Source organism: Pseudomonas sp. PME37.24/025, assembly GCF_055556615.1.
In genome coordinates, this window is record NZ_JBVHNK010000010.1 from 219,308 (window position 1) to 244,069 (window position 24,762).

Annotated in this window: 28 protein-coding genes; 15 read left to right on the plus strand and 13 right to left on the minus strand. The window is 60.2% G+C overall.

Going from position 1 to position 24,762, the window contains the following annotated elements:
• Positions 1 to 127: 127 nt before the first annotated feature.
• The 9 genes from ACZ3HH_RS19470 to ACZ3HH_RS19510 all read left to right on the plus strand — a co-directional run bounded on the left by ACZ3HH_RS19470 (position 128) and on the right by ACZ3HH_RS19510 (position 10,208).
• Positions 128 to 784: a DedA family protein gene (locus ACZ3HH_RS19470; protein WP_367373100.1), complete on the plus strand. Its 657-nt coding sequence runs from the start codon at positions 128 to 130 to the stop codon at positions 782 to 784.
• Positions 785 to 790: 6 nt separating this feature from the next.
• The gene (locus ACZ3HH_RS19475) at positions 791 to 1,603 is read left to right on the plus strand and encodes a M90 family metallopeptidase (protein ID WP_465806843.1); all 813 of its coding nucleotides are present in this window, start codon (positions 791 to 793) and stop codon (positions 1,601 to 1,603) included.
• A 123-nt stretch (positions 1,604 to 1,726) separates the two neighbouring features.
• Entirely contained in the window at positions 1,727 to 2,254 is a 528-nt protein-coding gene (gene ppa / locus ACZ3HH_RS19480; protein ID WP_007894323.1) for an inorganic diphosphatase, read from the plus strand.
• Positions 2,255 to 2,491: 237 nt separating this feature from the next.
• A complete protein-coding gene (locus tag ACZ3HH_RS19485; protein ID WP_367373102.1) occupies positions 2,492 to 3,238 on the plus strand; it encodes a S24 family peptidase in 747 nt (248 codons plus the stop codon).
• Positions 3,239 to 3,775: 537 nt separating this feature from the next.
• Positions 3,776 to 4,915 carry a Fic family protein gene (locus ACZ3HH_RS19490; RefSeq protein WP_465806846.1) on the plus strand — a complete coding sequence of 380 codons (1,140 nt, stop codon included), beginning with the start codon at positions 3,776 to 3,778 and terminating at the stop codon, positions 4,913 to 4,915.
• A 125-nt stretch (positions 4,916 to 5,040) separates the two neighbouring features.
• The gene (locus ACZ3HH_RS19495; RefSeq protein ID WP_007894317.1) at positions 5,041 to 5,283 is read left to right on the plus strand and encodes an exodeoxyribonuclease VII small subunit; all 243 of its coding nucleotides are present in this window, start codon (positions 5,041 to 5,043) and stop codon (positions 5,281 to 5,283) included.
• A complete protein-coding gene (ispA, locus tag ACZ3HH_RS19500) occupies positions 5,280 to 6,167 on the plus strand; it encodes a (2E,6E)-farnesyl diphosphate synthase (protein WP_465806849.1) in 888 nt (295 codons plus the stop codon). The genes ACZ3HH_RS19495 and ispA overlap by 4 nt, the downstream gene beginning before the upstream one ends.
• Positions 6,168 to 6,258: 91 nt before the next feature.
• Positions 6,259 to 8,157 carry a 1-deoxy-D-xylulose-5-phosphate synthase gene (gene dxs, locus ACZ3HH_RS19505; protein ID WP_465806851.1) on the plus strand — a complete coding sequence of 633 codons (1,899 nt, stop codon included), beginning with the start codon at positions 6,259 to 6,261 and terminating at the stop codon, positions 8,155 to 8,157.
• Positions 8,158 to 8,324: 167 nt separating this feature from the next.
• Complete coding sequence (locus ACZ3HH_RS19510) at positions 8,325 to 10,208, plus strand: TonB-dependent receptor domain-containing protein (protein WP_465806853.1); 1,884 nt, start codon at positions 8,325 to 8,327, stop codon at positions 10,206 to 10,208.
• A gap of 108 nt (positions 10,209 to 10,316) precedes the next feature.
• Here the strand turns inward: ACZ3HH_RS19510 and ACZ3HH_RS19515 are convergent, their stop codons facing one another.
• From ACZ3HH_RS19515 to nrdR, 12 genes are all read right to left on the minus strand, one after another.
• Positions 10,317 to 11,117, minus strand: coding sequence for a cobalamin-binding protein (locus ACZ3HH_RS19515; protein WP_465806855.1), 801 nt, complete (start codon positions 11,115 to 11,117; stop codon positions 10,317 to 10,319).
• The gene (locus ACZ3HH_RS19520) at positions 11,117 to 11,536 is read right to left on the minus strand and encodes an MFS transporter (protein WP_367373122.1); all 420 of its coding nucleotides are present in this window, start codon (positions 11,534 to 11,536) and stop codon (positions 11,117 to 11,119) included. The genes ACZ3HH_RS19515 and ACZ3HH_RS19520 overlap by 1 nt, the downstream gene beginning before the upstream one ends.
• Positions 11,533 to 12,150 carry a GTP cyclohydrolase II gene (gene ribA, locus ACZ3HH_RS19525; RefSeq protein WP_007906827.1) on the minus strand — a complete coding sequence of 206 codons (618 nt, stop codon included), beginning with the start codon at positions 12,148 to 12,150 and terminating at the stop codon, positions 11,533 to 11,535. Before ribA ends, ACZ3HH_RS19520 begins: the two co-directional genes overlap by 4 nt.
• Positions 12,151 to 12,360: 210 nt before the next feature.
• Positions 12,361 to 13,098, minus strand: coding sequence for a substrate-binding periplasmic protein (locus ACZ3HH_RS19530; RefSeq protein ID WP_465806858.1), 738 nt, complete (start codon positions 13,096 to 13,098; stop codon positions 12,361 to 12,363).
• Between the two features lie 23 nt (positions 13,099 to 13,121).
• Positions 13,122 to 13,625, minus strand: coding sequence for a phosphatidylglycerophosphatase A family protein (locus tag ACZ3HH_RS19535; protein ID WP_008073949.1), 504 nt, complete (start codon positions 13,623 to 13,625; stop codon positions 13,122 to 13,124).
• Positions 13,622 to 14,587, minus strand: coding sequence for a thiamine-phosphate kinase (gene thiL / locus ACZ3HH_RS19540; RefSeq protein ID WP_465806860.1), 966 nt, complete (start codon positions 14,585 to 14,587; stop codon positions 13,622 to 13,624). Before thiL ends, ACZ3HH_RS19535 begins: the two co-directional genes overlap by 4 nt.
• Positions 14,588 to 14,614: 27 nt before the next feature.
• Entirely contained in the window at positions 14,615 to 15,115 is a 501-nt protein-coding gene (gene nusB / locus ACZ3HH_RS19545) for a transcription antitermination factor NusB (protein WP_038981348.1), read from the minus strand.
• Complete coding sequence (gene ribH, locus ACZ3HH_RS19550) at positions 15,112 to 15,588, minus strand: 6,7-dimethyl-8-ribityllumazine synthase (RefSeq protein ID WP_003228649.1); 477 nt, start codon at positions 15,586 to 15,588, stop codon at positions 15,112 to 15,114. Before ribH ends, nusB begins: the two co-directional genes overlap by 4 nt.
• Before the next feature lie 91 nt (positions 15,589 to 15,679).
• Complete coding sequence (gene ribBA / locus ACZ3HH_RS19555) at positions 15,680 to 16,771, minus strand: bifunctional 3,4-dihydroxy-2-butanone-4-phosphate synthase/GTP cyclohydrolase II (protein WP_038981347.1); 1,092 nt, start codon at positions 16,769 to 16,771, stop codon at positions 15,680 to 15,682.
• 31 nt (positions 16,772 to 16,802) lie between these two features.
• Complete coding sequence (locus ACZ3HH_RS19560; protein ID WP_465806864.1) at positions 16,803 to 17,465, minus strand: riboflavin synthase; 663 nt, start codon at positions 17,463 to 17,465, stop codon at positions 16,803 to 16,805.
• Between the two features lie 47 nt (positions 17,466 to 17,512).
• The gene (ribD, locus tag ACZ3HH_RS19565) at positions 17,513 to 18,646 is read right to left on the minus strand and encodes a bifunctional diaminohydroxyphosphoribosylaminopyrimidine deaminase/5-amino-6-(5-phosphoribosylamino)uracil reductase RibD (RefSeq protein WP_465806866.1); all 1,134 of its coding nucleotides are present in this window, start codon (positions 18,644 to 18,646) and stop codon (positions 17,513 to 17,515) included.
• Positions 18,643 to 19,107 (minus strand): transcriptional regulator NrdR, encoded by a 465-nt coding sequence (nrdR, locus tag ACZ3HH_RS19570; RefSeq protein WP_007906838.1) that lies wholly within the window; start codon positions 19,105 to 19,107, stop codon positions 18,643 to 18,645. Before nrdR ends, ribD begins: the two co-directional genes overlap by 4 nt.
• Positions 19,108 to 19,224: 117 nt before the next feature.
• Between nrdR and ACZ3HH_RS19575 the strand changes: the two genes are divergently transcribed.
• The 3 genes from ACZ3HH_RS19575 to trxA all read left to right on the plus strand — a co-directional run bounded on the left by ACZ3HH_RS19575 (position 19,225) and on the right by trxA (position 21,413).
• Complete coding sequence (locus ACZ3HH_RS19575) at positions 19,225 to 19,689, plus strand: YbaY family lipoprotein (RefSeq protein ID WP_460144412.1); 465 nt, start codon at positions 19,225 to 19,227, stop codon at positions 19,687 to 19,689.
• A complete protein-coding gene (locus ACZ3HH_RS19580; protein WP_465806869.1) occupies positions 19,686 to 20,339 on the plus strand; it encodes a class I SAM-dependent methyltransferase in 654 nt (217 codons plus the stop codon). Before ACZ3HH_RS19575 ends, ACZ3HH_RS19580 begins: the two co-directional genes overlap by 4 nt.
• Before the next feature lie 201 nt (positions 20,340 to 20,540).
• On the plus strand, positions 20,541 to 21,413 hold the full coding sequence (trxA, locus tag ACZ3HH_RS19585) for a thioredoxin (RefSeq protein WP_007906841.1): 873 nt from the start codon (positions 20,541 to 20,543) through the stop codon (positions 21,411 to 21,413).
• A gap of 119 nt (positions 21,414 to 21,532) precedes the next feature.
• Here the strand turns inward: trxA and ACZ3HH_RS19590 are convergent, their stop codons facing one another.
• The gene (locus ACZ3HH_RS19590) at positions 21,533 to 21,880 is read right to left on the minus strand and encodes a hypothetical protein (protein ID WP_465806872.1); all 348 of its coding nucleotides are present in this window, start codon (positions 21,878 to 21,880) and stop codon (positions 21,533 to 21,535) included.
• 134 nt (positions 21,881 to 22,014) lie between these two features.
• On the opposite strand from ACZ3HH_RS19590, the gene ACZ3HH_RS19595 reads away from it, so the two are divergent.
• The 3 genes from ACZ3HH_RS19595 (at position 22,015) to ACZ3HH_RS19605 (ending at position 24,760) form a co-directional block, all read left to right on the plus strand.
• Positions 22,015 to 22,611, plus strand: a complete 597-nt coding sequence (locus ACZ3HH_RS19595) for a DUF2796 domain-containing protein (RefSeq protein WP_465806874.1) — start codon at positions 22,015 to 22,017, stop codon at positions 22,609 to 22,611.
• 171 nt (positions 22,612 to 22,782) lie between these two features.
• Complete coding sequence (locus ACZ3HH_RS19600) at positions 22,783 to 23,493, plus strand: ABC transporter ATP-binding protein (protein WP_465806876.1); 711 nt, start codon at positions 22,783 to 22,785, stop codon at positions 23,491 to 23,493.
• 1 nt (position 23,494) lies between these two features.
• Positions 23,495 to 24,760 (plus strand): ABC transporter permease, encoded by a 1,266-nt coding sequence (locus tag ACZ3HH_RS19605; protein WP_149630359.1) that lies wholly within the window; start codon positions 23,495 to 23,497, stop codon positions 24,758 to 24,760.
• Positions 24,761 to 24,762 lie beyond the last annotated feature (2 nt).

Sequence of the window (24,762 nt, forward strand, 5' to 3'; positions counted from 1 at the left end):
TTTTCACTTGTCACCCCGTATAATGCCCATTCTTCCGGCTCGTAAGAAAAATCACACTTAGCTGTAGTCTTACGCGAAGCCATCCGCACAGGCCTGCAGAGTCGGGCCATCACCACAGGTGCTTTCCATGGATTTCAACCCGATCGATCTTATCCTGCATCTCGATGTTTACCTCGACCTGCTGGTGACTAACTATGGGTCATGGATCTACGCCATTCTGTTTCTGGTGATCTTCTGCGAAACCGGTCTGGTGGTGATGCCATTCCTGCCGGGTGATTCCCTGCTGTTCATCGCGGGCGCCGTGGCGGCCGGTGGCGGCATGGACCCGGTGCTGCTGGGCGGCCTGCTGATGCTGGCGGCGATTCTCGGTGACAGCACCAACTACGTGATCGGCCGCACCGTTGGCGAACGGTTGTTTCGCAACCCGAACTCGAAAATTTTCCGCCGCGACTACCTGCAACAAACTCACGACTTCTACGACAAGCACGGCGGCAAAACCGTGACCCTGGCGCGCTTCATGCCTATCATCCGCACCTTTGCCCCCTTCGTCGCGGGCATTGGCAAAATGCCTTACCCACGATTCTTTGCCTTCAGCGTCCTCGGCACCATCCTCTGGGTGGGTGGCCTGGTGACCTTGGGTTATTTCTTCGGCAACGTACCGTTCATCAAGAAAAACCTGTCGCTGCTGGTAGTGGGCATCATCCTGCTGTCGCTGCTGCCGATGATCATCAGCGTGATCCGCAGCCGCCTCGGTCATGCTGCGTCCAAAGCCGAACCCCGCTGACTCACGATGTGGTCCCTTAGCGCCTGGCGACGCCAGCGCACCTTGGCCAGGCATCCGATTGCCGACGACATGTGGCAACGGGTGCGCCATCACTTGAGTTTTCTCGATGGCCTCAGCGCAGCCGAAGACCAGTGGCTGCGCGAAGCCTGCGTGCTGTTCCTGCAAGACAAGCACCTGACCGCCCTGCCCGGCGTCGAGCTTCACCAAGAGCAACGCCTGCTGCTCGCCGCCCAAGCCCAATTGCCCCTGCTGCATCTGGGCGATCTGAACTGGTATCAGGGCTTTCACGAAATCATCCTTTACCCCGACGATTTCCTCAGCCCCCAGCGCCATCGCGATGCCAGCGGCGTTGAACATGAATGGGACGGCGAACACAGCGGCGAAGCCTGGCAGCAAGGCCCGATCATCCTCGCCTGGCCCGGCGTGATGGCCAGCGGTGGCTGGGAAGGCTACAACCTGGTCATCCACGAACTCGCGCACAAACTCGACATGCTCAACGGCGACGCCAATGGCCTGCCGCCGCTGCATGCCGATATGCGCGTCAGTGATTGGGCAAGAGTCATGCAAGAGGCCTATGACGACCTCGATCGGCAACTGGATCGCAACCCTGACGCGCAAACCGTCATCGACCCGTACGCAGCAGAAAACCCCGCCGAGTTCTTCGCGGTCACCAGCGAATACTTCTTCAGCGCCCCGGATTTGCTACATGACGCTTATCCACAAGTCTATGAGCAATTGAAGCTGTTTTATCGGCAGGATCCACTGGCACGTCTGCGGCAACTTCTGGCCGAGAACCCGGTCTATCAGGCACACCAGTAGTGCCCGGCAGCGTCTCTACGACCTCTGGCGCATGGCAACGGTGGCGGAATATGCCTATAATCGCCGCCACTTTTTGGTCAATCCGGCCAAGTGTTTTTGGTCAACTAACGGGGGCACCGCCCAATGAGCTACAGCAAGATTCCGGCTGGCAAAGACCTGCCGAACGACATCTACGTCGCGATCGAGATCCCGGCCAACCACGCGCCGATCAAATACGAAATCGACAAAGACAGCGATTGCCTGTTCGTTGACCGTTTCATGGCCACCCCGATGTTCTACCCGGCCAACTACGGTTACATCCCGAACACCCTGGCCGACGACGGTGATCCCCTCGACGTGCTGGTCGTGACCCCTTACCCGGTTGCTCCAGGTTCGGTAATCCGCGCGCGTCCAGTCGGCATCCTGAACATGACCGACGACGGTGGCGGCGATGCCAAAGTGATCGCGGTTCCACACGACAAGCTGTCCCAGCTGTACGTCGACGTGAAGGAATACACCGATCTGCCTGCGCTGCTGATTCAGCAGATCGAGCACTTCTTCGCGAACTACAAAGATCTCGAAAAAGGCAAATGGGTGAAGATCGAAGGCTGGGCCGGCGCAGATGCCGCCCGCGACGCGATCACCAAGTCGGTTGCTGCCTATAAAGGCTGAGAAGCCGCGGTAAGCTTCTAGCTGCGACGGTTGAAGAAGAACCCCGGTTGATCCGGGGTTTTTTGTGGGCGCTCCGCTCAGACACTGACCTTTAACGGTACGTGGAACGCTTCTTGGCTTTGGTTTTTTCCTGTTTAATTTCCACTAAAAGCGTCTTACATCCAGTCTTAAATTTCCCTCGAAATTTGAACGGATCGTTTATTCAAACCCCCATCCTGCGCCAGTAAACTCGTGTTTATGAAAAAAAACACTAGCGGCCCACGGTTTAAAGCACTCCTCGAAGCAGCGAAAATCACAACCACAGGATTTGCCGCTTTCTTCGACACGGAAGCGCAAAATATCCACAACTGGTACACCCGAGGTGTGCCCGCCTACCGCATGGAAGAGGTCGCCAGACTACTGTCTGTAAACAGCGACTGGCTAAAGACCGGCGAAGGCCCGAAAGAATCCTCACGCCTGCGCGTGCTCGACGAGGCCGGCAACACCTTCGACGCCCAGGCCATCCGCGGCATCTACACGGTGATCGAGGCCATCGACGTCGAGCTGCCCTTCTACAAAGAAACAACCACCGCCCCGGGCTCCAACAAAACTCACGTCGTCAAAGACCCCAGCCAATCCATCCGCCTGCCCCGCAGCCATCTGGACTCCCTGGAAATCAACCACGCCGACGCTATTTTTACCCACATGATCGGCAACAGCATGGCCGAAAAGATTGAAGACGGTTCGACGCTTGCAATCGACCGCGGGCTTACTCAGGTTATTGATGGGGAAATTTATGCGATCGAGCATGACGGGATGCTACGGATCAAATACCTGCATCGAATGCCGGGAAATGCGCTGCGGTTGCGCAGTTACAACAAAGCCGAGTATCCAGATGAGATCTTCAATGCCGAGCAGATCGACAAGCAGAACATAAGGGTATTGGGATGGGTATTCTGGTGGTCGACGCTCAACAAACGCAGGCCGTCCGTGCCCTTCCTGTAAGCACGTAACCCTGTGATCCACTGTGGCGAGGGGGCTTGCCCCCGTTCGACTGCGCAGCAGTCGCAAAACCATTCACTGCGGGTTCGGCAGCTGCTACACCTCAGCGCAATCGCCCTACCCCGCATACCAAGCTGGGAATTTCTCAAAAAAATCAGTATGCTGCGCCCCACATTTGCGCATCGACCCTTCTTCAGGCTCAGATCGCACCGACAAGGCAGATGACTTTCTCGCCAAGTCCCACAGCCGGACGCAAGATCCGGGTGTACGTTTTGAAGGCTGGCGCGGTTTACCAAAAATAAACCAAGCCAGTCCCCGAGAAGCCGGCCACAAGCCGGCTTTTTAATGCCTGAAAATAAAGCCTGAACAACCAATTGACCTGCGGCCAACCCACATGCTGTGCGATTCGATCGCAGCCGCACGTGAGGCGACATGCTGTCCGACAACTGGACGGTGAGCCGAACAGGCGTCATATTCGGCTCACTATATGAGGCGAATAGCATTTTTAATCGGCTCACTCATTCCAAGAGCACCGATTCCATGGCACCTCACGGGATCTGGCAGCAGCCTGATTGGCCGAATTTCCAATGGCAAGCCGAGCGCTTGACGCTACTTTTGCGCGACTGCGTTCAGGCGCAGGGGCGGTTGATGGGGATGGCCAGTTCGGTAGGCAGTTCGTTGAGCGCGCAAAACGAACTGGATGCGTTGTTGCAGAACATCGTGACTTCGTCCGCTATCGAGGGTGAACAGCTGAATGTTGGCTCCGTACGCTCTTCTCTGGCGCGACGGTTGGGGTTGGACCTGGTCAATGGCGATAAGGTGAGCCAGCGCAGTGAGGGCCTTGCGCAATTGATGCTCGACGCGACCCGGCATTTCGCTGAGCCACTGACATTGGTGCGATTGCTGGATTGGCATCAATGGCTGTTTCCTGAGCAAGACACGGATCTCGCCGCCCGGTCGATCCGTGTCGGCGCCCTGCGCGGCGACGAGCCCATGCAAGTGGTTTCGGGGCGACTCGACAGGCCGACCGTTCACTTCGAAGCGCCGCCTCGCCTTGGTCTTGAACGACAACTCGATACCTTCCTGACCTGGTTTGAAGCCAGCCGAAATCAGGTCGGCCTCGACCCTTTGCTGCGGGCCGGCGTCGCGCATTTTTGGTTCATGACGTTGCATCCTTTCGACGATGGCAACGGTCGCCTGACGCGAACGATCACTGATCTGGCCCTGGCTCAGGGTGAGGCTCAGGCCATCCGTTTCTACGCCATGTCGGCGAGTATTCTGGATGATCGTTCAGGCTATTACCGAGTGCTGGAAACCAGTCAGAAAGCCACGCTGGATATCACCGAGTGGCTGGAGTGGTTCCTGCAAACCTTGTTGCGCAGCTTGCAGCAAGCCATGACGCGGATCGAACCGGTACTGGGCAAGGCGCGTTTCTGGCAGGCACATCGGGAATCCGAACTGTCGGCCGAGCAGACCAAAGTACTGAATCGCTTGCTCGATGGCGGGGAACGAGGTTTCGATAATGGCATCAGCGCCGCTCAATACCAGGCAGTGGCAAAGGTTTCCAAAGCCACCGCAACCCGTCATCTGGCCGAACTGCTGGAGAAGGGCTGTCTGAAACGCCTGCCCGGCGGCGGGCGCAGTACTCGATATCAAATCAGCTATCCCGATGACCATTAATCATGATCGCCACAGAGGTCGCATTGACTCCCAAAACTCGTTGCCCGAAACGCCCCGCTCATTTGCCCATAACCCCTATGTCTGCTAGTGTCGCGCCGGTTTAACGTCAACCGGAAATAGCCGCCATGGCCCGCAAAAAAGCTGCACTGGATTTCGAACAATCTCTCGCTGACCTGCAAACGCTGGTGGAGCGTCTGGAGAACGGCGAATTGTCGCTGGAAGACTCGCTGACCGCTTTCGAGCAGGGCATCGGGCTGACCCGTGATTGCCAGGCGGCGCTGGCTCAGGCCGAGCAGAAGGTTCAAGTGCTGCTCGAGCGTGATGGTGAGCTGGCCGAGGAACCCTTCGACGCGGATCAGCCAGAATGATTGCGGCGTATTCGGCGACCAGTCAGGCCCGCGTCAATGCTGCACTGGAAACCCTGTTCAACGCGCCAGGCCCTGAACTCGCACGTCTCTACGAAGCCATGCGTTACAGCGTGATGAATGGCGGCAAGCGTGTACGCCCATTGCTGGCCTACGCCGCATGCGAAGCGCTGGGCGGCAAGGCTGAGCAAGCCAACGGCGCGGCTTGTGCGGTTGAGCTGATCCACGCTTATTCGCTGGTGCACGACGATTTGCCGGCCATGGACGACGACGATCTGCGTCGCGGCCAGCCGACTACGCATAAAAAATTCGATGAAGCCTGTGCAATCCTCGCCGGTGACGGTTTGCAGAGTCTGGCCTTCAGCGCCCTCCTCGACCCGCACCTGAGCAGTTGTGACGCCGAAACCCGTCTACAGATGGTCAGCGCCCTGGCGTTGGCGGCGGGCCCGGCGGGCATGGTCGGCGGGCAAGCCATCGATCTCGGTTCGGTGGGCCTGAAGCTCGATCAAAAAGCTCTTGAATACATGCACCGGCACAAAACCGGCGCGTTGATTGAAGTCAGCGTCAAGCTCGGCGCCCTCGCCAGCGGTCATGCCGCGAAGGACGAACTGAAGTCCTTGCAGAGTTATGCACAGGCCATTGGCTTGGCATTTCAGGTCCAGGACGACATTCTCGACGTCGAAAGTGACACCGAAACCCTCGGCAAACGCCAGGGCGCCGACATTGCCCGGGACAAGCCGACCTACCCGGCTCTGCTTGGTCTTGACGCGGCCAAGGCCTATGCCCTGGAACTGCGCGACCAGGCCCTGCACGCGCTGCGACCGTTTGACGCGGCGGCCGAGCCATTGCGCGATCTGGCCCGGTACATCGTCGATCGCCGCAGCTGACGGCGTATCCGCCAAAAAAAACCAACGCGTGGGCAGGGGGCGATGCATCAGGTAAACTGCCGCATCTTTTATACCTATAACGATTCGCCTGATGCCCACGACGTTTCATGAGATTCCCCGCAAGCGCCCGACCACGCCCCTGCTCGACCGTGCCAACACGCCGGACGGCCTGCGCCGGTTAGGCGAAGCCGAGCTGGAAACCCTGGCTAATGAGTTGCGCCTGGAATTGCTCTACACGGTCGGTCAGACCGGCGGGCATTTCGGTGCCGGCCTGGGCGTCATCGAGCTGACCATCGCGTTGCATTACGTCTTCGACACCCCGGATGACCGGCTGGTGTGGGACGTGGGTCATCAGGCCTACCCGCACAAAATCCTCACCGGCCGTCGCGAGCGCATGGGCACTCTGCGCCAGAAGGACGGCATTGCCGCCTTCCCGCGTCGTTCCGAGAGCGAGTACGACACCTTTGGCGTCGGCCACTCCAGCACCTCGATCAGCGCAGCGCTGGGCATGGCGATTGCCGCCCGCCTGCAACACAGTGATCGCAAGGCGATCGCGGTGATCGGCGACGGCGCACTGACCGCAGGCATGGCCTTCGAGGCGCTGAACCATGCGCCGGAAGTGGACGCCAACATGCTGGTGATTCTCAACGACAACGACATGTCGATTTCGCGCAACGTCGGCGGGCTGTCGAACTATCTGGCGAAAATCCTTTCCAGCCGCACTTACGCGAGCATGCGCGAAGGCAGCAAAAAGGTCCTCTCGCGCCTGCCCGGCGCCTGGGAAATCGCCCGTCGCACCGAAGAATACGCCAAAGGCATGCTGGTTCCCGGCACGCTGTTCGAAGAACTGGGCTGGAACTATATCGGCCCGATCGATGGCCACGACCTGCCGACCCTGATCGCCACCCTGCGCAACATGCGCGATCTGAAAGGCCCGCAATTCCTGCATGTGGTCACCAAGAAAGGCAAAGGCTTCGCTCCGGCAGAAGTCGACCCGATCGGTTACCACGCCATCACCAAACTCGAACCTGTGGACGCTCCGGCCGCCGCGCCGAAGAAAGCCGGCGGGCCGAAGTATTCCGGTGTGTTCGGTGAATGGCTGTGCGACATGGCCACGGTCGATCCGCGTCTGGTCGGGATTACCCCGGCGATGAAGGAAGGCTCTGACCTGGTGGCCTTCAGCGAGCGCTTCCCGGAGCGTTATTTCGACGTGGCGATTGCCGAGCAACACGCCGTGACCCTCGCGGCCGGCATGGCCTGCGAAGGCGCAAAACCGGTGGTGGCGATCTATTCGACCTTCCTGCAGCGCGCTTATGACCAACTGATTCATGACGTCGCGGTGCAAAACCTCGACGTGCTGTTCGCCATCGACCGCGCAGGTCTGGTGGGTGAAGACGGCCCGACACACGCGGGCAGCTTTGACCTGTCGTTCCTGCGTTGCATCCCCGGCATGCTGGTGATGACCCCGAGCGACGAAAACGAACTGCGTAAAATGCTCAGCACCGGCCACCTGTACAACGGCCCGGCAGCGGTGCGTTATCCACGCGGCACTGGCCCGAATGCACCGATCGCTAAAGACCTCGAACCGATTGAAATCGGCAAGGGTGTCGTCCGCCGTCAGGGCAGCAAAGTCGCCCTGCTGGTGTTCGGCGTGCAATTGGCCGAGGCACTGAAAGTCGCCGAGAAGCTGGATGCGACCGTGGTCGACATGCGTTTCGTCAAACCGCTCGACGAAGCACTGGTTCGCGAAATCGCCGGCAGCCATGAATTGCTGGTGACCATCGAAGAGAACGCAATCATGGGCGGTGCCGGCGGCGCGGTCAGCGAGTTCCTCGCCCGCGAAAACATCCTCAAGTCGGTGCTGCACCTGGGCTTGCCGGACACCTATGTGGAGCACGCCAAGCCTGCGCAAATGCTGGCCGAATGCGGGCTGGATGAGGTTGGGATCGAAGACGCGGTGCGTCAGCGCCTGCAGCTGCTGAATATCTAAACATTAGATATACACAAAACCCTGTGGGAGCGGGCTTGCCCGCGATAGCGGAATGACAGTCAACTTATTCATTGACTGACACACCGTCATCGCGGGCAAGCCCGCTCCCACATTGGTTTTATGCAACCTTCAGAATGTGTTCGCTTTAAAGTGTCAACGGACTGCTCATGAAACTCTCCCCTTTTGCCCTGATGCTGACCCTCCTGCCGGCCGGCCAACTCTTGGCCGACACCTTCGAACGCGAGCAGGCCCTGAAACTGCCCGACGTGCTGATCAGCGCCAACCGTCAGGTCGAAGCGCGCAACGACAGCAGCGCTGCAAACACGGTGTTCACCCGCGAAGACATCGACCGTCTGCAACCGAGCAGCGTCACTGACTTGCTGCGCCGTGTACCGGGTGTACAGGTCGGGCAAACCGGGGGGCGTGGCAGTCTGCCGGGGATCTACATTCGTGGTACCAAGTCGGCGCAAAGCCTGGTACTGGTCGACGGCCAGCGCATCGGCAACTCGACCTCCGGCGACAGCAACCTGCAGCACATCAACATCGAACAGGTCGAGCGCGTAGAAGTGCTGCGTGGGTCACGCTCGGTGATTTACGGTAGCGATGCGATTGGCGGGGTGATCCAGATCTTCACTCGCCGTGGCGACGAACAAGGCCTGCAACCACGCATGCACGTGGGGGTTGGCAGCAACCAGACCTGGGAGCGCAGCCTCGGATTGTCCGGCGGCAACGCGCAGACACGCTTCAATCTCGGTGCCAGCCTTGATGAAACGGCAGGCATCAATCGCACCCACGAGTCTTACCCCAGTGATGGCGATCACGATGAATACCGCAATAAGTCGGTCAGCTTAAGCCTGAGTCACGCGCTCACCGACAACATCGAAGTCGGCGCCAACCTGCTGGATAACCAAGGTAAAAGCGCGTTCGACAACCCGCTCGGTCGCTTCGATATGAACACCTTCGAATCGGTCCAGCAGAAGCCCTACAGCGAGTTCTCTGTGAGCAGCGTCAGCACTTATGTCGACGCGCGGATCAATGACCGGTGGAAAACCCGCGTCGAGTTCGGCCACAGCGAAAACCGCGAGAAGACGCTCGACAAGCTCAGCGACGAGCGCAGCGTGTTCAACACTTACCGCGATTCGGTGAATTGGCAGAACGACCTGACCCTGGATGAGCGCAACAGCCTGATCCTCGGCGGCGACTGGTACGAAGACCGAATCAATAGCAGCACAGCGTTCGACGAAGACAGCCGCTGGAACCGTGCAGCGTTTATCCAGCATCGCTATCAGGCCGACAGTTTCTCTACCGAACTGGGCCTGCGTCGCGACCAGAACCAGCAGTTCGGCAGCCAGAACAGCTGGAGCGGCACGTTCACCCTGCCGCTGAACCTGGACAACGATGTGCTGTTGACCTACAGCGAAGGCTTTCGCGCGCCGACCTTCAACGACCTGTACTACCCGGACTTCAGCAACCCGGATTTGAAACCCGAGACCTCGAAAAGTTATGAGCTGCAATGGCGCAGTCAGCTGACGCAGAGCAGTCGCCTGGAAGCTTCGCTGTACCGCACTGATCTTGAAGACGCGATTATTTTCGGCAGCAACAACCGCCCGGCGAATGTCGCTTCGGCGCGCATCAACGGTTTTGAAGCAGCATTGAAACAAGAACTATTCGGCTGGCAGAGCAATCTCGGCGTGGCGATCATCGACCCACGGGATCGCGACAGCGGCCACACCCTCGCCCGTCGTGCACGGCGGACTTTGAGCCTGGACCTGGATCGACAGTTTGATCGACTGGGCCTCGGTGCCAGTTGGCAAGCGGTGAGCAGCAGTTATGACGACGAGAACAACCAGCAGCCGTTAGGCGGGTATGCGTTGTTGGGGATGCGTAGCAGCTGGGCGCTGAATCGCGAGATCAAGCTGGAGTTGAAGGTCGATAACCTGCTGAACAAGGGCTACAGCCGGGCGTTGTACAGCCATGACGGCAGTCAGTATGGGTATCGCGAAGAAGGCCGGGCGTGGATGTTCGGGGTGACCTGGACGCCGGGGTTTTGACCAGAGATTGTGGTGTTTGAGCCGGCCTCATCGCGGGCAAGCCCGCTCCCACAGAGATCACACTGAACCTGTGGGAGCGGGCTTGCCCGCGATGAATGCGCCTCGGTCTTAATGGTCGGGCGCGATAATCTGGCACAACTTGGCAGTCGCTTCGATCATCTGCCCGCTCGGCCGCTCCAGGCCTTTGTCCGTCACCAGCAGTAATTGCCCCTGTGCCACCGCCGTTACCTGAGGCCAGGTCTTCCATGCATCGAGCTGCGCCTGATCACTGGCCAGAATCACCTCGGGATTGCGCTGCAACACCGCCTCCACACTAACCTGCGGGGCAGGCTGCGTCAGGTCGGCAAATACATTGCGCGCCCCGCAGACCTGCAGCGCATCGCTGATGATCTGCCCGCCGCCCACGGTGTACAGCGGCCGATCCCAGACTTGATAAAACACCCGTATCGGCTCATCCCTTCGATAGCGCTGGCGCAGGGAATCGAGTCGTTGACGCAGATTTTCGGCCAATGAAACACCACGCTCCGCTCTGCCAAGTTGCGTAGCAATCGCTTCAATCTGGGCGGTAAGTTGTTCGAGGTTATGAGGTTCGGCGACATAGGTGGGAATGTTCAGCCGTTTGAGCTGCTCACGCTGAGCCGGCCCCACACTGCCCGGCCATAGCAGCAACAGATCGGGCTTGAGGCTGAGCAGTCGTTCCATGTCCAACTGGCCGTAGCTGCCCACGGAAGGAATGTCTTTGAGTTCAGCGGGACGTTCGCCGGCATCCAGCATACCGACCAGAAGGTCAGCCGAGTTCAGCTCAACGACGATTTCAGAAAGCGACGGCGCCAGACTGACGACCCGTTCAATTGCAGCCGCCGAACCGCTGACGGCCAGCAGCAACACCGCCAGCCAGATGCTGCGCATCAGCCGAGTTGACGCGGGATACGGTAGAGGTAGAACAGCACCGTGGTCGACAGCGCCAGCAGCACCAGCGGCACAGCTTCAAGCCCAACGAATACCGCCAGCGCACCAATCCAGGCGGGCAGGCCGGCCACCAGAAACGCGGCACGGCGTTTCGCGGCCAGGGCGATCCAGGCGTCGGGTTCTTCAGGGGTGTCGAGGGCTTTCTGGGTGGCGATCAGCGCGTGCTTGTAGCCGCCAAAGAACTTCAGGCTGACAAACATCGAGGCCACACCGGCGATGAATAACGGCATGGCCAGCACCGGCAGAATCGCCTCGCTTTTGCCGAATACACCGTTGATCACGAACAGCGGCAGCAAGGCCAGCGCCAGGTATTGCCACCAGTTGACGGAGAGTCGCCGCCGTACCTGACCGCGGGTCACGCCCGGTCAACCTCGCCCTGATGCTCGTTACCCATCATGTGGTCGAGCTTGCTGGCCTTGGTCGCCAGATAGAGTTTGTTGTGCGGGTTGTGCCCGGTGTGCAACGGCACGCGCTCGGCAACCACAATGCCCATGTCGGTCAAGGCTTTGACCTTGCGTGGGTTGTTGGTCATCAGACGCAGGGACTTCACGCCCAGGTGCTCCAGCATCGGCAAGCACATGGCGTAGTCGCGCTGGTCAGCGGCGAAACCCAGACGCTCATTGGCTTCAACGGTGTCGGCACCGCCATCCTGCAATTCATAGGCGCGGATCTTGTTCAACAGGCCAATGCCGCGACCTTCCTGACGCAAGTAGAGCAACACGCCACGGCCTTCACGGGCGATCGCCTGCAAGGCTGCCTCGAGTTGCGAACCGCAGTCGCAACGCTGGCTGAACAAGGCATCGCCCGTCAGGCATTCGGAGTGCAACCGGCCGAGTACCGGAGCACCGTCGGCGAACTCACCCAGGCTCAGCACCACGTGCTCGCGCCCGTTCTCTTCATCGAGAAAGCCATGCATGGTGAATTGCGCAAAAGGCGTTGGCAGCTTGGAAGCGGCGACAAAAACGACAGGCACCGGTGTGCTCCTGATCTATAAGTACTGAAGATTCGCAGAGGCGGCATTGTAACAGCACGTTCCCGCAGACGCTTAGGCTGAATTATGGGGCATAACGATCAAAATGTTTGATCAAGAGGCCAAGCCAACGCCCCTGTGGGAGTTCAGCTGTCTATCAATATGCCTTCAAAATAAAGCTCATCAAGACAGTTGCTCCCACATTGACTATGTTCAGTTTGTGCCAAACGGGTACGGCTGCTTCCACTTTGCGAAGATCGGTTTCAGCTGGCCGTTTTTTACCAGCACTTCCATGCGCTGATCGAACAGCGCCATCAACTTGCGGGCCCGAAGTGTATCGGCGAAGCACAGATAAAGCGGCAAATCCACGATGTGCGTACGGCGAAATTGCGACGGGGCCTTGGCTCGGTTGACGATGGAGTTAACCTCGTCCAGCGCGTCGATGTAGTAATCGATGCGGTTGTGAATCAGCATCGAAAGAATTCCGGTACGCCGCACGATTTCGTTATAGCTCTGCACATTGGGTAAATAATCCTGGAATTTGTAGCCGCGCACCCAGGCCAATCGATAGTTGCCCAGGGTTTGCAAGGTCGGCGCCGGATTGCTGGTCAGACCCAATGCATAGATCGGATCGGTATCGAAATGCCAGCGCGGATAGAGCACATCGCTGACTTCATCCCGATAAGCACCGACACAGGCGTCCACTTCGCCGCGCTGTGCCAGGCCCGTGGCACGCGTGTAAGGTTCGGTACGAATATCCAGTTTGACGCCAGCCGGCTCGAACACTTCGCGCAACACGTCCCAACCCAAACCACGACCATCGGCGTTGGTGAAGTCTTCCCAGGCTTCGCTGGCCAGATGAATCACAGACGGCGTCGTCGGCGCATCCCCGGCCCGGGCGAGCGAGCAAAACACCGCAAAAACCATCAACAGCAACCCGCTTCGCGCCATCCGCAGTTCTCTCACTTGACGCCTCAGACGAAAAACCACACCAGCCCTTGCATCGCCAACCACGCAAATACGCCTGCCAGCACATCGTCGAGCATGATCCCGACGCCACCGTGCACATGCCGGTCAATCCAGTGAATCGGCCAGGGCTTGAGGATGTCGAAGAAGCGGAACATCAGGAACCCCGCCAGCAACCAATACCAACCTTCCGGCACCAGCCACAGGGTGATCCACATCCCGACCATTTCGTCCCAGACGATGCCTTCGTGGTCGTGCACGCGCAAATCATCGGCGACCTTGCCGCACAGCCAGAAGCCGAACAGCATGGTGATGCCGAGCATCAGCCAATAACCCCAATCGGGCAGCATCTGCCACAACGGAATGAAGGGTAACGCCACTAACGAACCCCAGGTGCCCGGCGCTTTTGGCAGGGTGCCCGAGCCGAAGCCGAACGCCAGGAAATGCCAAGGGTTGCGCCAGACCGACGGCGGTACGAACTCCGCCGGGACCTGTTTGGGATGATCTGTCACGGTGTCTCCCGAAAATGTTGATAACCCCGGATTGGCGGGGTGATGTCGTGTCCGTCAGCGTCCAGCAGTGTCACGCCCTGCCCTGCTACGACCCGCCCAAGCACATGGATCGGCCAGCCGTCCGCCAGTAACGATGGCAACTCGGCGGGCGGCAAGGTGAAGGCCAGCACGTAATCGTCACCACCGCTCAAGGCGGCTTGCTCAGCGCCAGACTGACCGAGGAAGGCCAGCAGCGCCTTCGACAGCGGCAGCTTACTGCGCTCTACCTGAACCCCGACTTTCGACGCCAGGGCAATATGCCCGCAGTCGGCGAGCAGGCCGTCGGAGATGTCCAGCGCCGCCGTGGCTCTGCCGCGCAACGCCATGCCCAGCCCCAACTGCGGTTGCGGCGACCAGTAATGGGCACGCAACGGATCAGCGATGGCCGCATCAGCCATTCGCTGGCCGAGCACCAAAGGCAACGCGCCCGCGCCGTTACCCAGCTCACCGCCCACGCAGAGCAAATCGCCCGGCTGTGCGCCGCTGCGGGTCAACGCCAGACCGGTTGGCACCCGACCGAACACAGTCATGGTCAGGCTCAACGGCCCGCGAGTGGTATCGCCACCCACCAGCGCCACACCGCAATTTTGCGCCATAAGGTTCAAACCACGAGCGAAAGCTTCCAGCCAATCGGTGGTCACCGTCGGCAAAGTCAGGGCAAGGGTAAAGGCAATGGGAGTGGCACCCATGGCGGCCAGATCACTGACAGCCACAGCCAGCGAGCGCTGACCGAGCAGAAACGGGTCGCAAGGGTCTGCGAAATGCACACCGGCCACGAGCGTGTCGGTGGAAATCGCCAACTGCTCCCCGGGGGGAACAGCCAGCAAGGCGCAGTCGTCGCCGATCCCGAGGGCAACGCCTTCGCCGCCCTGCGCACAAGGCGCGGCGGCGAAGAAATTGCGGATCAGCTCAAACTCGCCCATGGCTGAGACAAAGTATTCAAGCGCCAATCAGCGCTTGAACGCCTTCACTTCAGCTTCACGCAGACGCGGGGCCAGCTTGTCGAGCACGCCGTTGACGAACTTGTGGCCGTCGGTGGAACCGAAGACCTTGGCCAGTTCGATACCTTCGTTGATCACAACGCGGTACGGCACATCAACGCGCTCGAGCAGCTCCCAGGTGGACAGGCGCAAAACCGCCAGTTCAACCGGGTCCAGCTCTTCGATGGTGATGTCCAGGCATGGCGCCAGTGCGGCGTCGATCCGGTCCTTCTGTGCCGGAACCCCATGCAGGATTTCACGGAAGTAGGCGCCGTCGACATCGCTGAAATCGTTATCGACCCGAAACTGCGCTTCGATCTCGTTCAGAGACTGCTTGGCCATGTGCCATTGGTACAGCGCCTGAGTCGCGAGCTGACGGGCTTCGCGACGCTTGACGCTTTTCGATGGCTTGCCGGCATCCGCAGGCTTTGGATCGCGCGGGTTGAAACGATCGCTATCGTCGCTAATCACTTGGCCTCCAACTGCGCCAGCAGGCTGACCATTTCCAGAGCGGACAGGGCAGCTTCAGCACCTTTGTTACCGGCCTTGGTGCCGGAACGTTCGATGGCTTGTTCGATGGAATCAACGGTCAGTACGCCGAAAGCGACCGGTACGCCGAACTCCATGGACACCTGGGCCAGGCCCTTGGTGCATTCGCCAGCCACGTATTCGAAGTGCGGAGTACCGCCACGAATGACTGCGCCCAGGGCGATGATTGCCGCGAACTCGCCCTTCTGAGCGACTTTTTGCGCAACCAGCGGGATTTCGAAGGCGCCAGGCGCACGGATGATGGTGATGTCGCTTTCGCTCACGCCATGGCGAACCAGGGCATCAACTGCACCGCTGACCAGGCTTTCAACGACGAAGCTGTTGAAACGGCCCACTACCAAAGCGTAGCGGCCTTTAGGGGCGATGAAGGTACCTTCGATGGTCTTCAGGGTCATTCGTTAGATCTCTTAAAGAGCCGGGACGCGTTTTCTACGCGTCCCTCAGTGATGTGTTAACCGCGAATACAGGCCCGCAAATTGCCGGTCATTATTCGGAGGGCACGTATTCTACAACTTCCAGATCGAAACCGGATATCGCATTAAATTTCATCGGCGCACTCATCAGGCGCATTTTGCGCACGCCCAGGTCCCGAAGGATCTGCGAACCGGCACCGACGATGCTGTAAGTGGTCGGTTTTTTCACTGCGCTGTGATCCGCGGTTTCGCGGATATGCGCCAGCAACACGTCGCCATCGAGCGGGTGACCAAGCAACAGCACCACACCGCTGCCAGCCTCGGCAACCGCAGCCATGGCGGCGCGCAGGCTCCAGCGGCCTGGTTGCTTGACCATCAGCAGGTCACGCAGCGGGTCCATGTTATGAACCCGGACCAGCGTCGGCTCTTCGGCGCACACGGTGCCCAGGGTCAGGGCCATGTGCACATCGCCTTCTACCGAATCACGATAGGTCACCAGGTTGAACTGGCCCAATTCGCTGTCCAGCGGCTGCTCGGCAATCCGCTGAACGGTACGTTCGTGGATCATCCGGTAGTGAATCAGGTCGGCGATGGTGCCGATCTTGATGTTGTGCTCGGCGGCAAAGGCTTCGAGTTCGGCGCGACGGGACATGGTGCCGTCGTCGTTCATCACTTCGCAGATCACACCGCTCGGCTCGAAACCGGCCATGCGCGCCAGGTCGCAAGCAGCTTCGGTGTGGCCGGCGCGGGCCAGCGTACCGCCGGCCTGGGCCATCAGCGGGAAGATGTGGCCGGGGCTGACGATGTCTTCAGCCTTGGCGTCTTTGGCGGCAGCGGCTTGCACGGTGCGCGCACGGTCGGCCGCGGAGATACCGGTGGTCACGCCTTCGGCGGCTTCGATGGACACGGTGAACTTGGTGCCGAAACCGGAACCGTTGCGTGGCGCCATCAACGGCAGCTTGAGCAGTTCGCAGCGCTCGCGGCTCATCGGCATGCAAATCAGGCCACGGGCGTGCTTGGCCATGAAGTTGATGTGTTCAGGCTTGCAGCACTCGGCGGCCATGATCAGGTCGCCTTCGTTCTCGCGGTCTTCGTCATCCATGAGGATGACCATCTTGCCTTGGCGGATGTCTTCAACCAGTTCTTCGATGCTATTGAGCGCCACAAGGCACCCCCCTTCTTTCGAAATTTGAGCTTCAGGATTTGAGGTAGCCGTTTTGGGCCAGAAAGCTTTCGGTGATGTTACTGGAGGTTGGCTCTGCGGCTTTATCGCCTAGTAACAGGCGTTCCAGATAACGGGCCAGCAAGTCGACTTCCAGATTCACCCGGCGACCCGGCTGGTACGACGCCATGATGGTTTCGCTCAGGGTGTGCGGAATGATGGTCAGCAAGAACTCGGCGCCATCGACTGCGTTCACGGTCAGGCTGGTGCCGTCGACGGTGATCGAGCCTTTATGGGCGATGTACTTGGCCAGGTCTTTCGGGGCACGGATGCGAAATTCCACGGCGCGGGCATTTTCGGTGCGGGCAACCACTTCGCCCACGCCATCGACGTGGCCGCTGACCAGATGCCCGCCGAGGCGAGTGGTCGGGGTCAGGGCTTTTTCCAGATTGACCGGGCTGCCGCTTTTGAGGTCATTCATTGCGGTGCAGTCGAGGGTTTCGCGACTGACATCTGCCGCAAAGCCATTGCCCGGCAATTCAACCGCGGTCAGGCACACGCCATTGACGGCAATGCTGTCGCCCAGCTTTACATCGCTCAGGTCGAGCTTGCCGGTTTCTACGTAAACCCGCACATCTCCGCCTTTTGGGGTCAATGCGCGAATACTGCCGATGGATTCGATGATGCCGGTAAACATGGAGTCCTCCTCGAGAACAGAGCCAGCGCTAGAGCAATGGCCAGGAATTATACGCTCGCCGATGGCACAGGGATGGCAGTGACTCGCCAGTCATCGCCAACCGCACGAATTTCGGTGATTTTGAGCTCGGGCGCGTCTTTCATCTGCGCCAGTGGCCAGTCCAGTAAGGGTCGGGCCGAAGAGCCGAGAAACTTGCCGGCGATGAAGATCTGGAATTCGTCCACCAGCCCGAGCTGGGCAAACGCGCCAGCCAGTCGCGGGCCGGCTTCGACCAGCACGTCATTGGCGCCACGGTTGGCGAGTTCGACCAGTAACTGATGCAGATCGACCTGACCATCGTCGCCCGGCACGATCAGGCATTCCGGGCCGTTGGCGTACTGTTCTTCCACCGCGACACACGTGGCGACCAGTGCCGGACCGGCCTTGAAGAACGGTGCATTCAGCGGCACCCGCAGGCGACCGTCGATCAGCACGCGAAGCGGCGGACGGCTCATGGCCAAGGCCGTTTGTTCAGCGTCCAGACCCAACTCGTCGGCACGTACGGTCAAACGCGCATTGTCCGCCAGCACCGTGTCGGCGCCGGTCAGCACCACGCTGGCCTCGGCGCGCAAACGCTGTACCGCCGAACGCGCCGCTGTACCTGTGATCCACTGGCTCTCGCCGCTCTCCATCGCCGTGCGACCGTCGAGGCTCATCGCCAACTTGACCCGCACGAACGGCAAGCCGTGTTCCATGCGTTTGAGGAAGCCTTGATTGAGCTTGCGCGCCTCGCCCTCCAGCACGCCGCTTTCAGTGGCGATACCGGCCTGGGCCAGACGCTGCAGACCGCGACCGGCGACTTCCGGGTTCGGGTCCTGCATCGCCGCAACGACGCGCGCCACACCGGCATTCACCAGCGCATCGGCGCAGGGCGGCGTACGGCCGTGGTGGCTGCAAGGTTCGAGGGTCACGTAAGCCGTGGCGCCCCGCGCCTTGTCGCCAGCGGCGCGCAAGGCATGAACTTCGGCGTGGGGTTCGCCGGTGCGCACATGCCAGCCTTCGCCGACAATCTGCCCGTCACGCACCACCACGCAGCCAACCCGGGGGTTGGGATGCGTCGTGTAATGACCTTTGCGCGCCAGTTCCAGGGCCAGGGCCATGTAATGCGCGTCGAGGATGGCTTGTTCGGGAGGTGTGGTCATTCTTTCACCGGTTCACGGGCGAGGCGATCGATCTCTTCGCGGAACTCGTTGAGGTCCTGGAAGCGTCGGTACACCGAAGCGAAGCGGATATAGGCGACTTCATCAAGCTTCTTCAGCTCGGCCATCACCAGTTCGCCAACCACGAGGGATTTGACCTCGCGTTCACCGGTGGCGCGCAGCTTGTGTTTGATGTGCACCAGCGACGATTCGAGGCGCTCGACACTCACCGGGCGCTTCTCCAGCGCCCGCTGCATGCCGGCACGGAGTTTTTCTTCGTCGAACGGCTGGCGACTGCCGTCGGTTTTGATCAGGCGCGGCAACACCAGTTCAGCGGTTTCGAACGTCGTGAAACGTTCGCCGCAGGCCAGGCATTCACGCCGGCGGCGCACCTGTTCGCCCTCGGCGACCAGACGCGAGTCGATGACCTTGGTGTCGTTGGCACCGCAGAAGGGACAGTGCATGGTGGCAGGCAACAAAAAATGGGAGGGCCATGGTAGCGCATCCCGGTGGCAAGACAAGCCATAGGGTTTGCGGTATACAGACTGGCTGTATATGGATTTCGCTTGCTGGAGCCGCCAATGTCTTTACGACCACTCATTTTGCTCAGTCTTTTCAGCCTGTTGGTGGCCTGTGGCAGCGATGCGCCCAAGCCCCAGCCGCCAACGCCCGGCCCTGCACCGCAACAGGCGCAGAAGAAAGCCAAGGCGTCGGCCGAGCTCGGCCCCCTGCCGGCTTATCAACGTGAATTGAGCGGCACCCTGCAGGGCGTGCCGGCCGGTGCCGAAGTCGAACTGGCGCTGCTGGTGATCGACGAAAAGGATCGTCCGCAACTATTGCTCGCCAGTTCCAACCTGATCGGTACCAATCAAGTGTTGCCGTTTCGCCTGCGCTTCAACCCCGAGTCCTTTCCGGCCGGTGCCCGCGTCGAGCTTCGTGGCCGCGCCAGCCAGTCCGGGCAGTTGATTCTGCATCTGCCGGCGCAAACCATCACACAGCCAACCACCCAGGCACTGGGTCAGCTGCAATTCGTCAAAGCGCCATGATTGCACCGCTCGACCTGCAACAGGCGTTAGGTGAACTGCTCGGCGATGCACAGCTTGTAGCCTGCGAGTTACCCGGCACCGAGCTGAAACTCTGGCTGATCGACGGCGACAACATGGACCGTGCCTTCAGCCCGGAAGAAACCCGGCGGATTCTCCATGAGCCGCCGTACTGGAGTTTCTGCTGGGCCAGTGGGCTGGCCGTGGCTCGCTATCTCGCCGAGCACCGGCAATGGGTCGAAGGTAAACGGGTGCTGGATTTCGGCGCCGGCTCAGGGGTCGCCGGGATTGCAGCGGTGAAAGCCGGGGCACTGGAAGTGGTGGCCTGTGACCTGGACCCGTTGGCGATTGCCGCGTGTCGGGCGAATGCCGAACTCAATGGCGTGCAACTCAGCTACTCGACGGACTTTTTCGCCGAGGCCGATCGGTTTGATCTGATTCTGGTGGCCGATGTGTTGTACGACCGGGCGAATCTGCCGTTGCTCGACGAGTTTCTCAGCCGTGGCCGGGAAGCGTTGGTGGCGGATTCGCGCGTGAGGGATTTTCGCCATCCGTTGTATCGGCGCATTGAAATGCTGGAAGCGATGACCTTGCCGGATCTGGCCGAGCCTGAAGAGTTTCGGTATGTGAGCCTCTATCACGCGCGGCGCTAGCTAAAAGCATCGCGAGCAGGCTCGCTCCCACATTGGTTTTGTATGGAGCACAAATTTCACGGACGACGTTGATCCCCTGTGGGAGCGAGCCTGCTCGCGATGGCGGCTTATCAGGCACCAGAAGACTAACTGTCACCCCGCTTTCAGCCACCCCCCACCAAGCCTTATAGTGACCACATTCACGCTTTTACGAGATCCCCCATGAGTCAGGAAACGCCGTACATTTTCGACGCCACGACTGCCGATTTCGACCAGTCGGTGATCGAGAACTCTTTTCACAAACCGGTGCTGGTGGATTTCTGGGCCGAATGGTGTGCGCCGTGCAAGGCCTTGATGCCGATGCTGCAAACCATCGCCGAGAGCTATCAGGGCGAATTGTTGTTGGCCAAGGTCAACTGCGACATCGAGCAGGACATTGTTGCGCGCTTCGGCATTCGCAGCCTGCCGACCGTGGTGCTGTTCAAGGACGGTCAGCCGGTGGACGGTTTTGCCGGTGCACAACCGGAATCGGCTGTGCGCACGATGCTCGAACCCCACGTGCAAATGCCGCCGCCCGCTGCGGCCGACCCGTTCGAACAGGCTCAGGCGCTGTTTGATGACGGCCGTTACGCCGACGCCGAAGCCACACTCAAAGTGCTGCTGGCTGAAGACAACACCAATGCCAAGGCGCTGATCCTCTATGCCCGCTGCCTGACTGAGCGCGGCGAGCTGGGTGAAGCGCAAATCGTGCTCGACGCGGTCAAGACCGATGAGCACAAGGCTGCGTTGGCCGGCGCCAAGGCGCAGATCCAGTTCCTCGGTCAGGCCAGGGATTTGCCGGATGCGGCAGACCTGAAAGCGCGTCTGGCGAAAAATCCGCAGGACGATGAGGCGGTCTATCAGCTCGCGATCCAGCAACTGGCCCGTCAGCAATACGACGCGGCGCTGGATGCCTTGCTGAAGCTGTTCATCCGCAATCGCAGCTACAGCGAAGGCTTGCCGCACAAGACCTTGCTGCAAGTGTTCGAACTGCTGGGCAACGATCACCCACTGGTGACCACGTACCGTCGCAAGTTGTTTGCTGCGCTTTATTAAAATCAAAAGATCGCAACCTTCGGCAGCGCCTGCAGGGGAAATACAAATCCCGTGTAGGAGCTGCCGCAGGTTGCGATCTTTTTTGTGGCTTACTCGATCCGTCCGTGTGAACCCGATTCCTACGCTGGCTCGATCCAGCTGTACAGCGGCGTATCCCCGCCGCTCACCACTTTGACGTTTGCGCAGTGGCGCAAGCGCACCAACAAGCGCTTGCCCGCCGCTGCGCTGCCGGTCAGCCCTTCCAGCTGCTCCAGTAGATCCGGCCCGCTCAATTGCCCGGCCTTGCGCAGCAGCCCTTGTGCGATCTGCCACAGCGCATCGTCCTGATTCACCGGTTTGGCGGGCGTAGCACTCACCTCGGGCTTTGCTGCCTGCAACTGCGCACCGAGCTGCGCCCAGTCGCCCTCATCCAGCTCCAGCGTCAAATCCACCGGCCAGTCGCCGATGCTTCCGCGTATTCGCAACATAAGTCTGCTCCTGCACATACCTGACTCGCATGCTCCCATGGGTCTTGCGCAACGCCAAGCAGACGGTCAAACTCTCCGCACTTTCGTTATAAGATTACATAACAAATTTTTCATTTTACTTTTCGGAGACCTCCATGCGCCGTCTGCTGCTCGCTTTGCCGTTTGCCTTGTTGCCGCTGGCTGTCGCCCATGCGGCGGTCGAGCATGATCATGATGAACATGGCAGCCTCAGCGCCCACGAACACGGCGTCGGTCGCCTGAATGCGGCGCTGGATGGCCAGACGCTGGAGCTGGAGCTGGAAAGCCCGGCGATGAACCTGGTGGGTTTCGAACACGCCGCCACCACCGACGCCGACAAGGCCAAAGTCGCCACCGTGCGCGCGCAGCTGGAAAAACCACTGGAGCTGTTCAACCTGCCGAAAGCCGCCAGTTGCGTGGTCGCGACTCAGGAACTGGAAAGCCCGTTGTTCGGTGACAAGCCGGATGCCGACGACCATGACGAAGATGATCACGAGGCGGCCAAGGACGGTCACGAACATCACCATGACCACAGCGAAATCCACGCCCATTACCAATTCAGCTGCTCGGCCCCGGGCGCGCTGAAGACCCTGGATCTGGCGAATATTTTCAACACATTCCCGGCCACCCAGAAGATTCAGGTACAACTGATCAGCCCGAGCGGGCAGCAAGGGGTTGAAGTGACGGCCAAGGCTGCCGCCCTGAAATTCTGACTCAACACACAACCCATGTGGGAGCGAGCTTGCTCGCGATGAGGTCGACACATTCAACAAAGTTGTCGTCTGAAAGACCGCTATCGCGAGCAAGCTCGCTCCCACAGGATTTTGTATTGAAATTTGAATGTGTGACTGACCCAAATACTCGACACCCATGAAATCGGCGCTATGACCCAAGCACTCATCGAACTGTCCGACCTGGGCTTCAGCTGGCCCGGTCATCCGCCACTGCTGGACATCCCGGCGTTTCGCCTCATGCCAGGTGAAACCCTGTTCCTCAAAGGCCCCAGCGGCAGTGGCAAGACCACCCTGCTGGGCCTGCTCGGTGGCGTGCAAAAGCCCGATCGCGGCAGCATCCGCCTGCTCGGCCAGGAGTTGACCGAACTCTCCGCCGGCGCCCGCGACCACTTCCGCGTCGATCACACCGGCTACATCTTCCAGCAGTTCAACTTGCTGCCATTTCTCTCGGTGCGCGAGAACGTCGAACTGCCCTGCCACTTCTCGAAACTGCGTGCCGAGCGGGCGAAACAGCGCCACGGCAGCGTCGATCAGGCCGCGGCCACCCTGCTCGCCCACTTGGGCCTGAAGGATGAAAGCATCCTCAGCCGCCGCGCCGATTCGCTGTCCATCGGCCAGCAACAACGGGTCGCCGCCGCTCGCGCGTTGATCGGTCAGCCGGAACTGGTGATCGCCGACGAACCGACCTCGGCGCTGGACTACGACGCCCGCGAGAACTTCATTCGCCTGCTGTTTGCCGAATGCCGTGAAGCCGGGTCGAGCCTGTTGTTTGTCAGCCATGACCAGAGCCTCGCGCCGCTGTTCGATCGCCACCTGTCGCTGGCCGATCTCAATCGCGCCGCCACCCCGTCCGAGGTCTGAGATGTATTTGTTTCGTCTAGCCATGGCCAGCCTGGCTAACCGTCGCTTCACCGCGATTCTCACCGCGTTCGCCATCGCCCTGTCGGTCTGCCTGCTGCTGGCGGTGGAGCGGGTGCGCACCGAAGCCAAAGCCAGTTTCGCCAGCACCATCAGCGGCACCGACCTGATCGTCGGCGCGCGCTCCGGCTCGGTGAACCTGCTGTTGTATTCGGTGTTCCGCATCGGCAACGCCACCAACAACATCCGCTGGGACAGCTTTGAACATTTCGCCAACAACCCGAAAGTGAAGTGGGCGATCCCGATGTCCCTCGGCGATTCCCATCGCGGTTATCGAGTGATGGGCACTACCGAGGCGTACTTCGAGCACTACCAATACGGTCATCAGCAACACCTGGAACTGGCCGACGGCCGCGCCTTCGCCACTGACCCGTTTGAAGTGGTACTCGGTGCCGAAGTGGCCGATGCGCTGCATTACAAACTCGGCGACAAACTGGTGCTGGCCCATGGCGTGGCGGTGATCAGCCTGGTCAAACACGACGACAAACCATTCACCGTGGTCGGCATTCTCAAACGCACCGGCACTCCGGTGGACCGCACGCTGCACATCAGCCTCGGCGGGATGGAGGCGATCCACATCGACTGGCACAACGGCGTGCCAGCACGCGGTAACGGCCGGATCAGTGCCGACCAGGCGCGCAACATGGACCTGACGCCGCAAGCGATCACCGCGTTCATGCTCGGCCTCAACAGCAAGATTTCGACGTTTGCGCTGCAACGGGAGATCAACGAATTCCGTGGCGAACCGATGCTGGCGATCCTGCCGGGTGTGGCATTGCAGGAGCTGTGGAGTTTGATGAGCACGGCGGAAAAAGCCTTGTTCGTCGTCTCGCTGTTCGTGGTGCTGACCGGGTTGATCGGTATGCTCACGGCGATTCTCACCAGCCTCAACGAGCGGCGCCGCGAGATGGCGATTCTGCGTTCGGTCGGCGCTCGGCCGTGGCACATCGCGACCTTGTTGGTGCTGGAGGCATTTGCCTTGGCGTTGTCCGGAGTGATTGCCGGTGTGGCGCTGCTGTACGTGGGCATTGCCGCGGCTCAGGGTTACGTGCAGGCGAATTACGGCTTGTACCTGCCGCTGGCCTGGCCGAGCGAATATGAATGGACGCTGCTCGGTGGCATCCTGATCGCCGCGCTGTTGATGGGCAGCGTGCCGGCATGGCGTGCTTATCGCCAATCCCTGGCCGATGGCCTGTCGATCCGACTATGAGG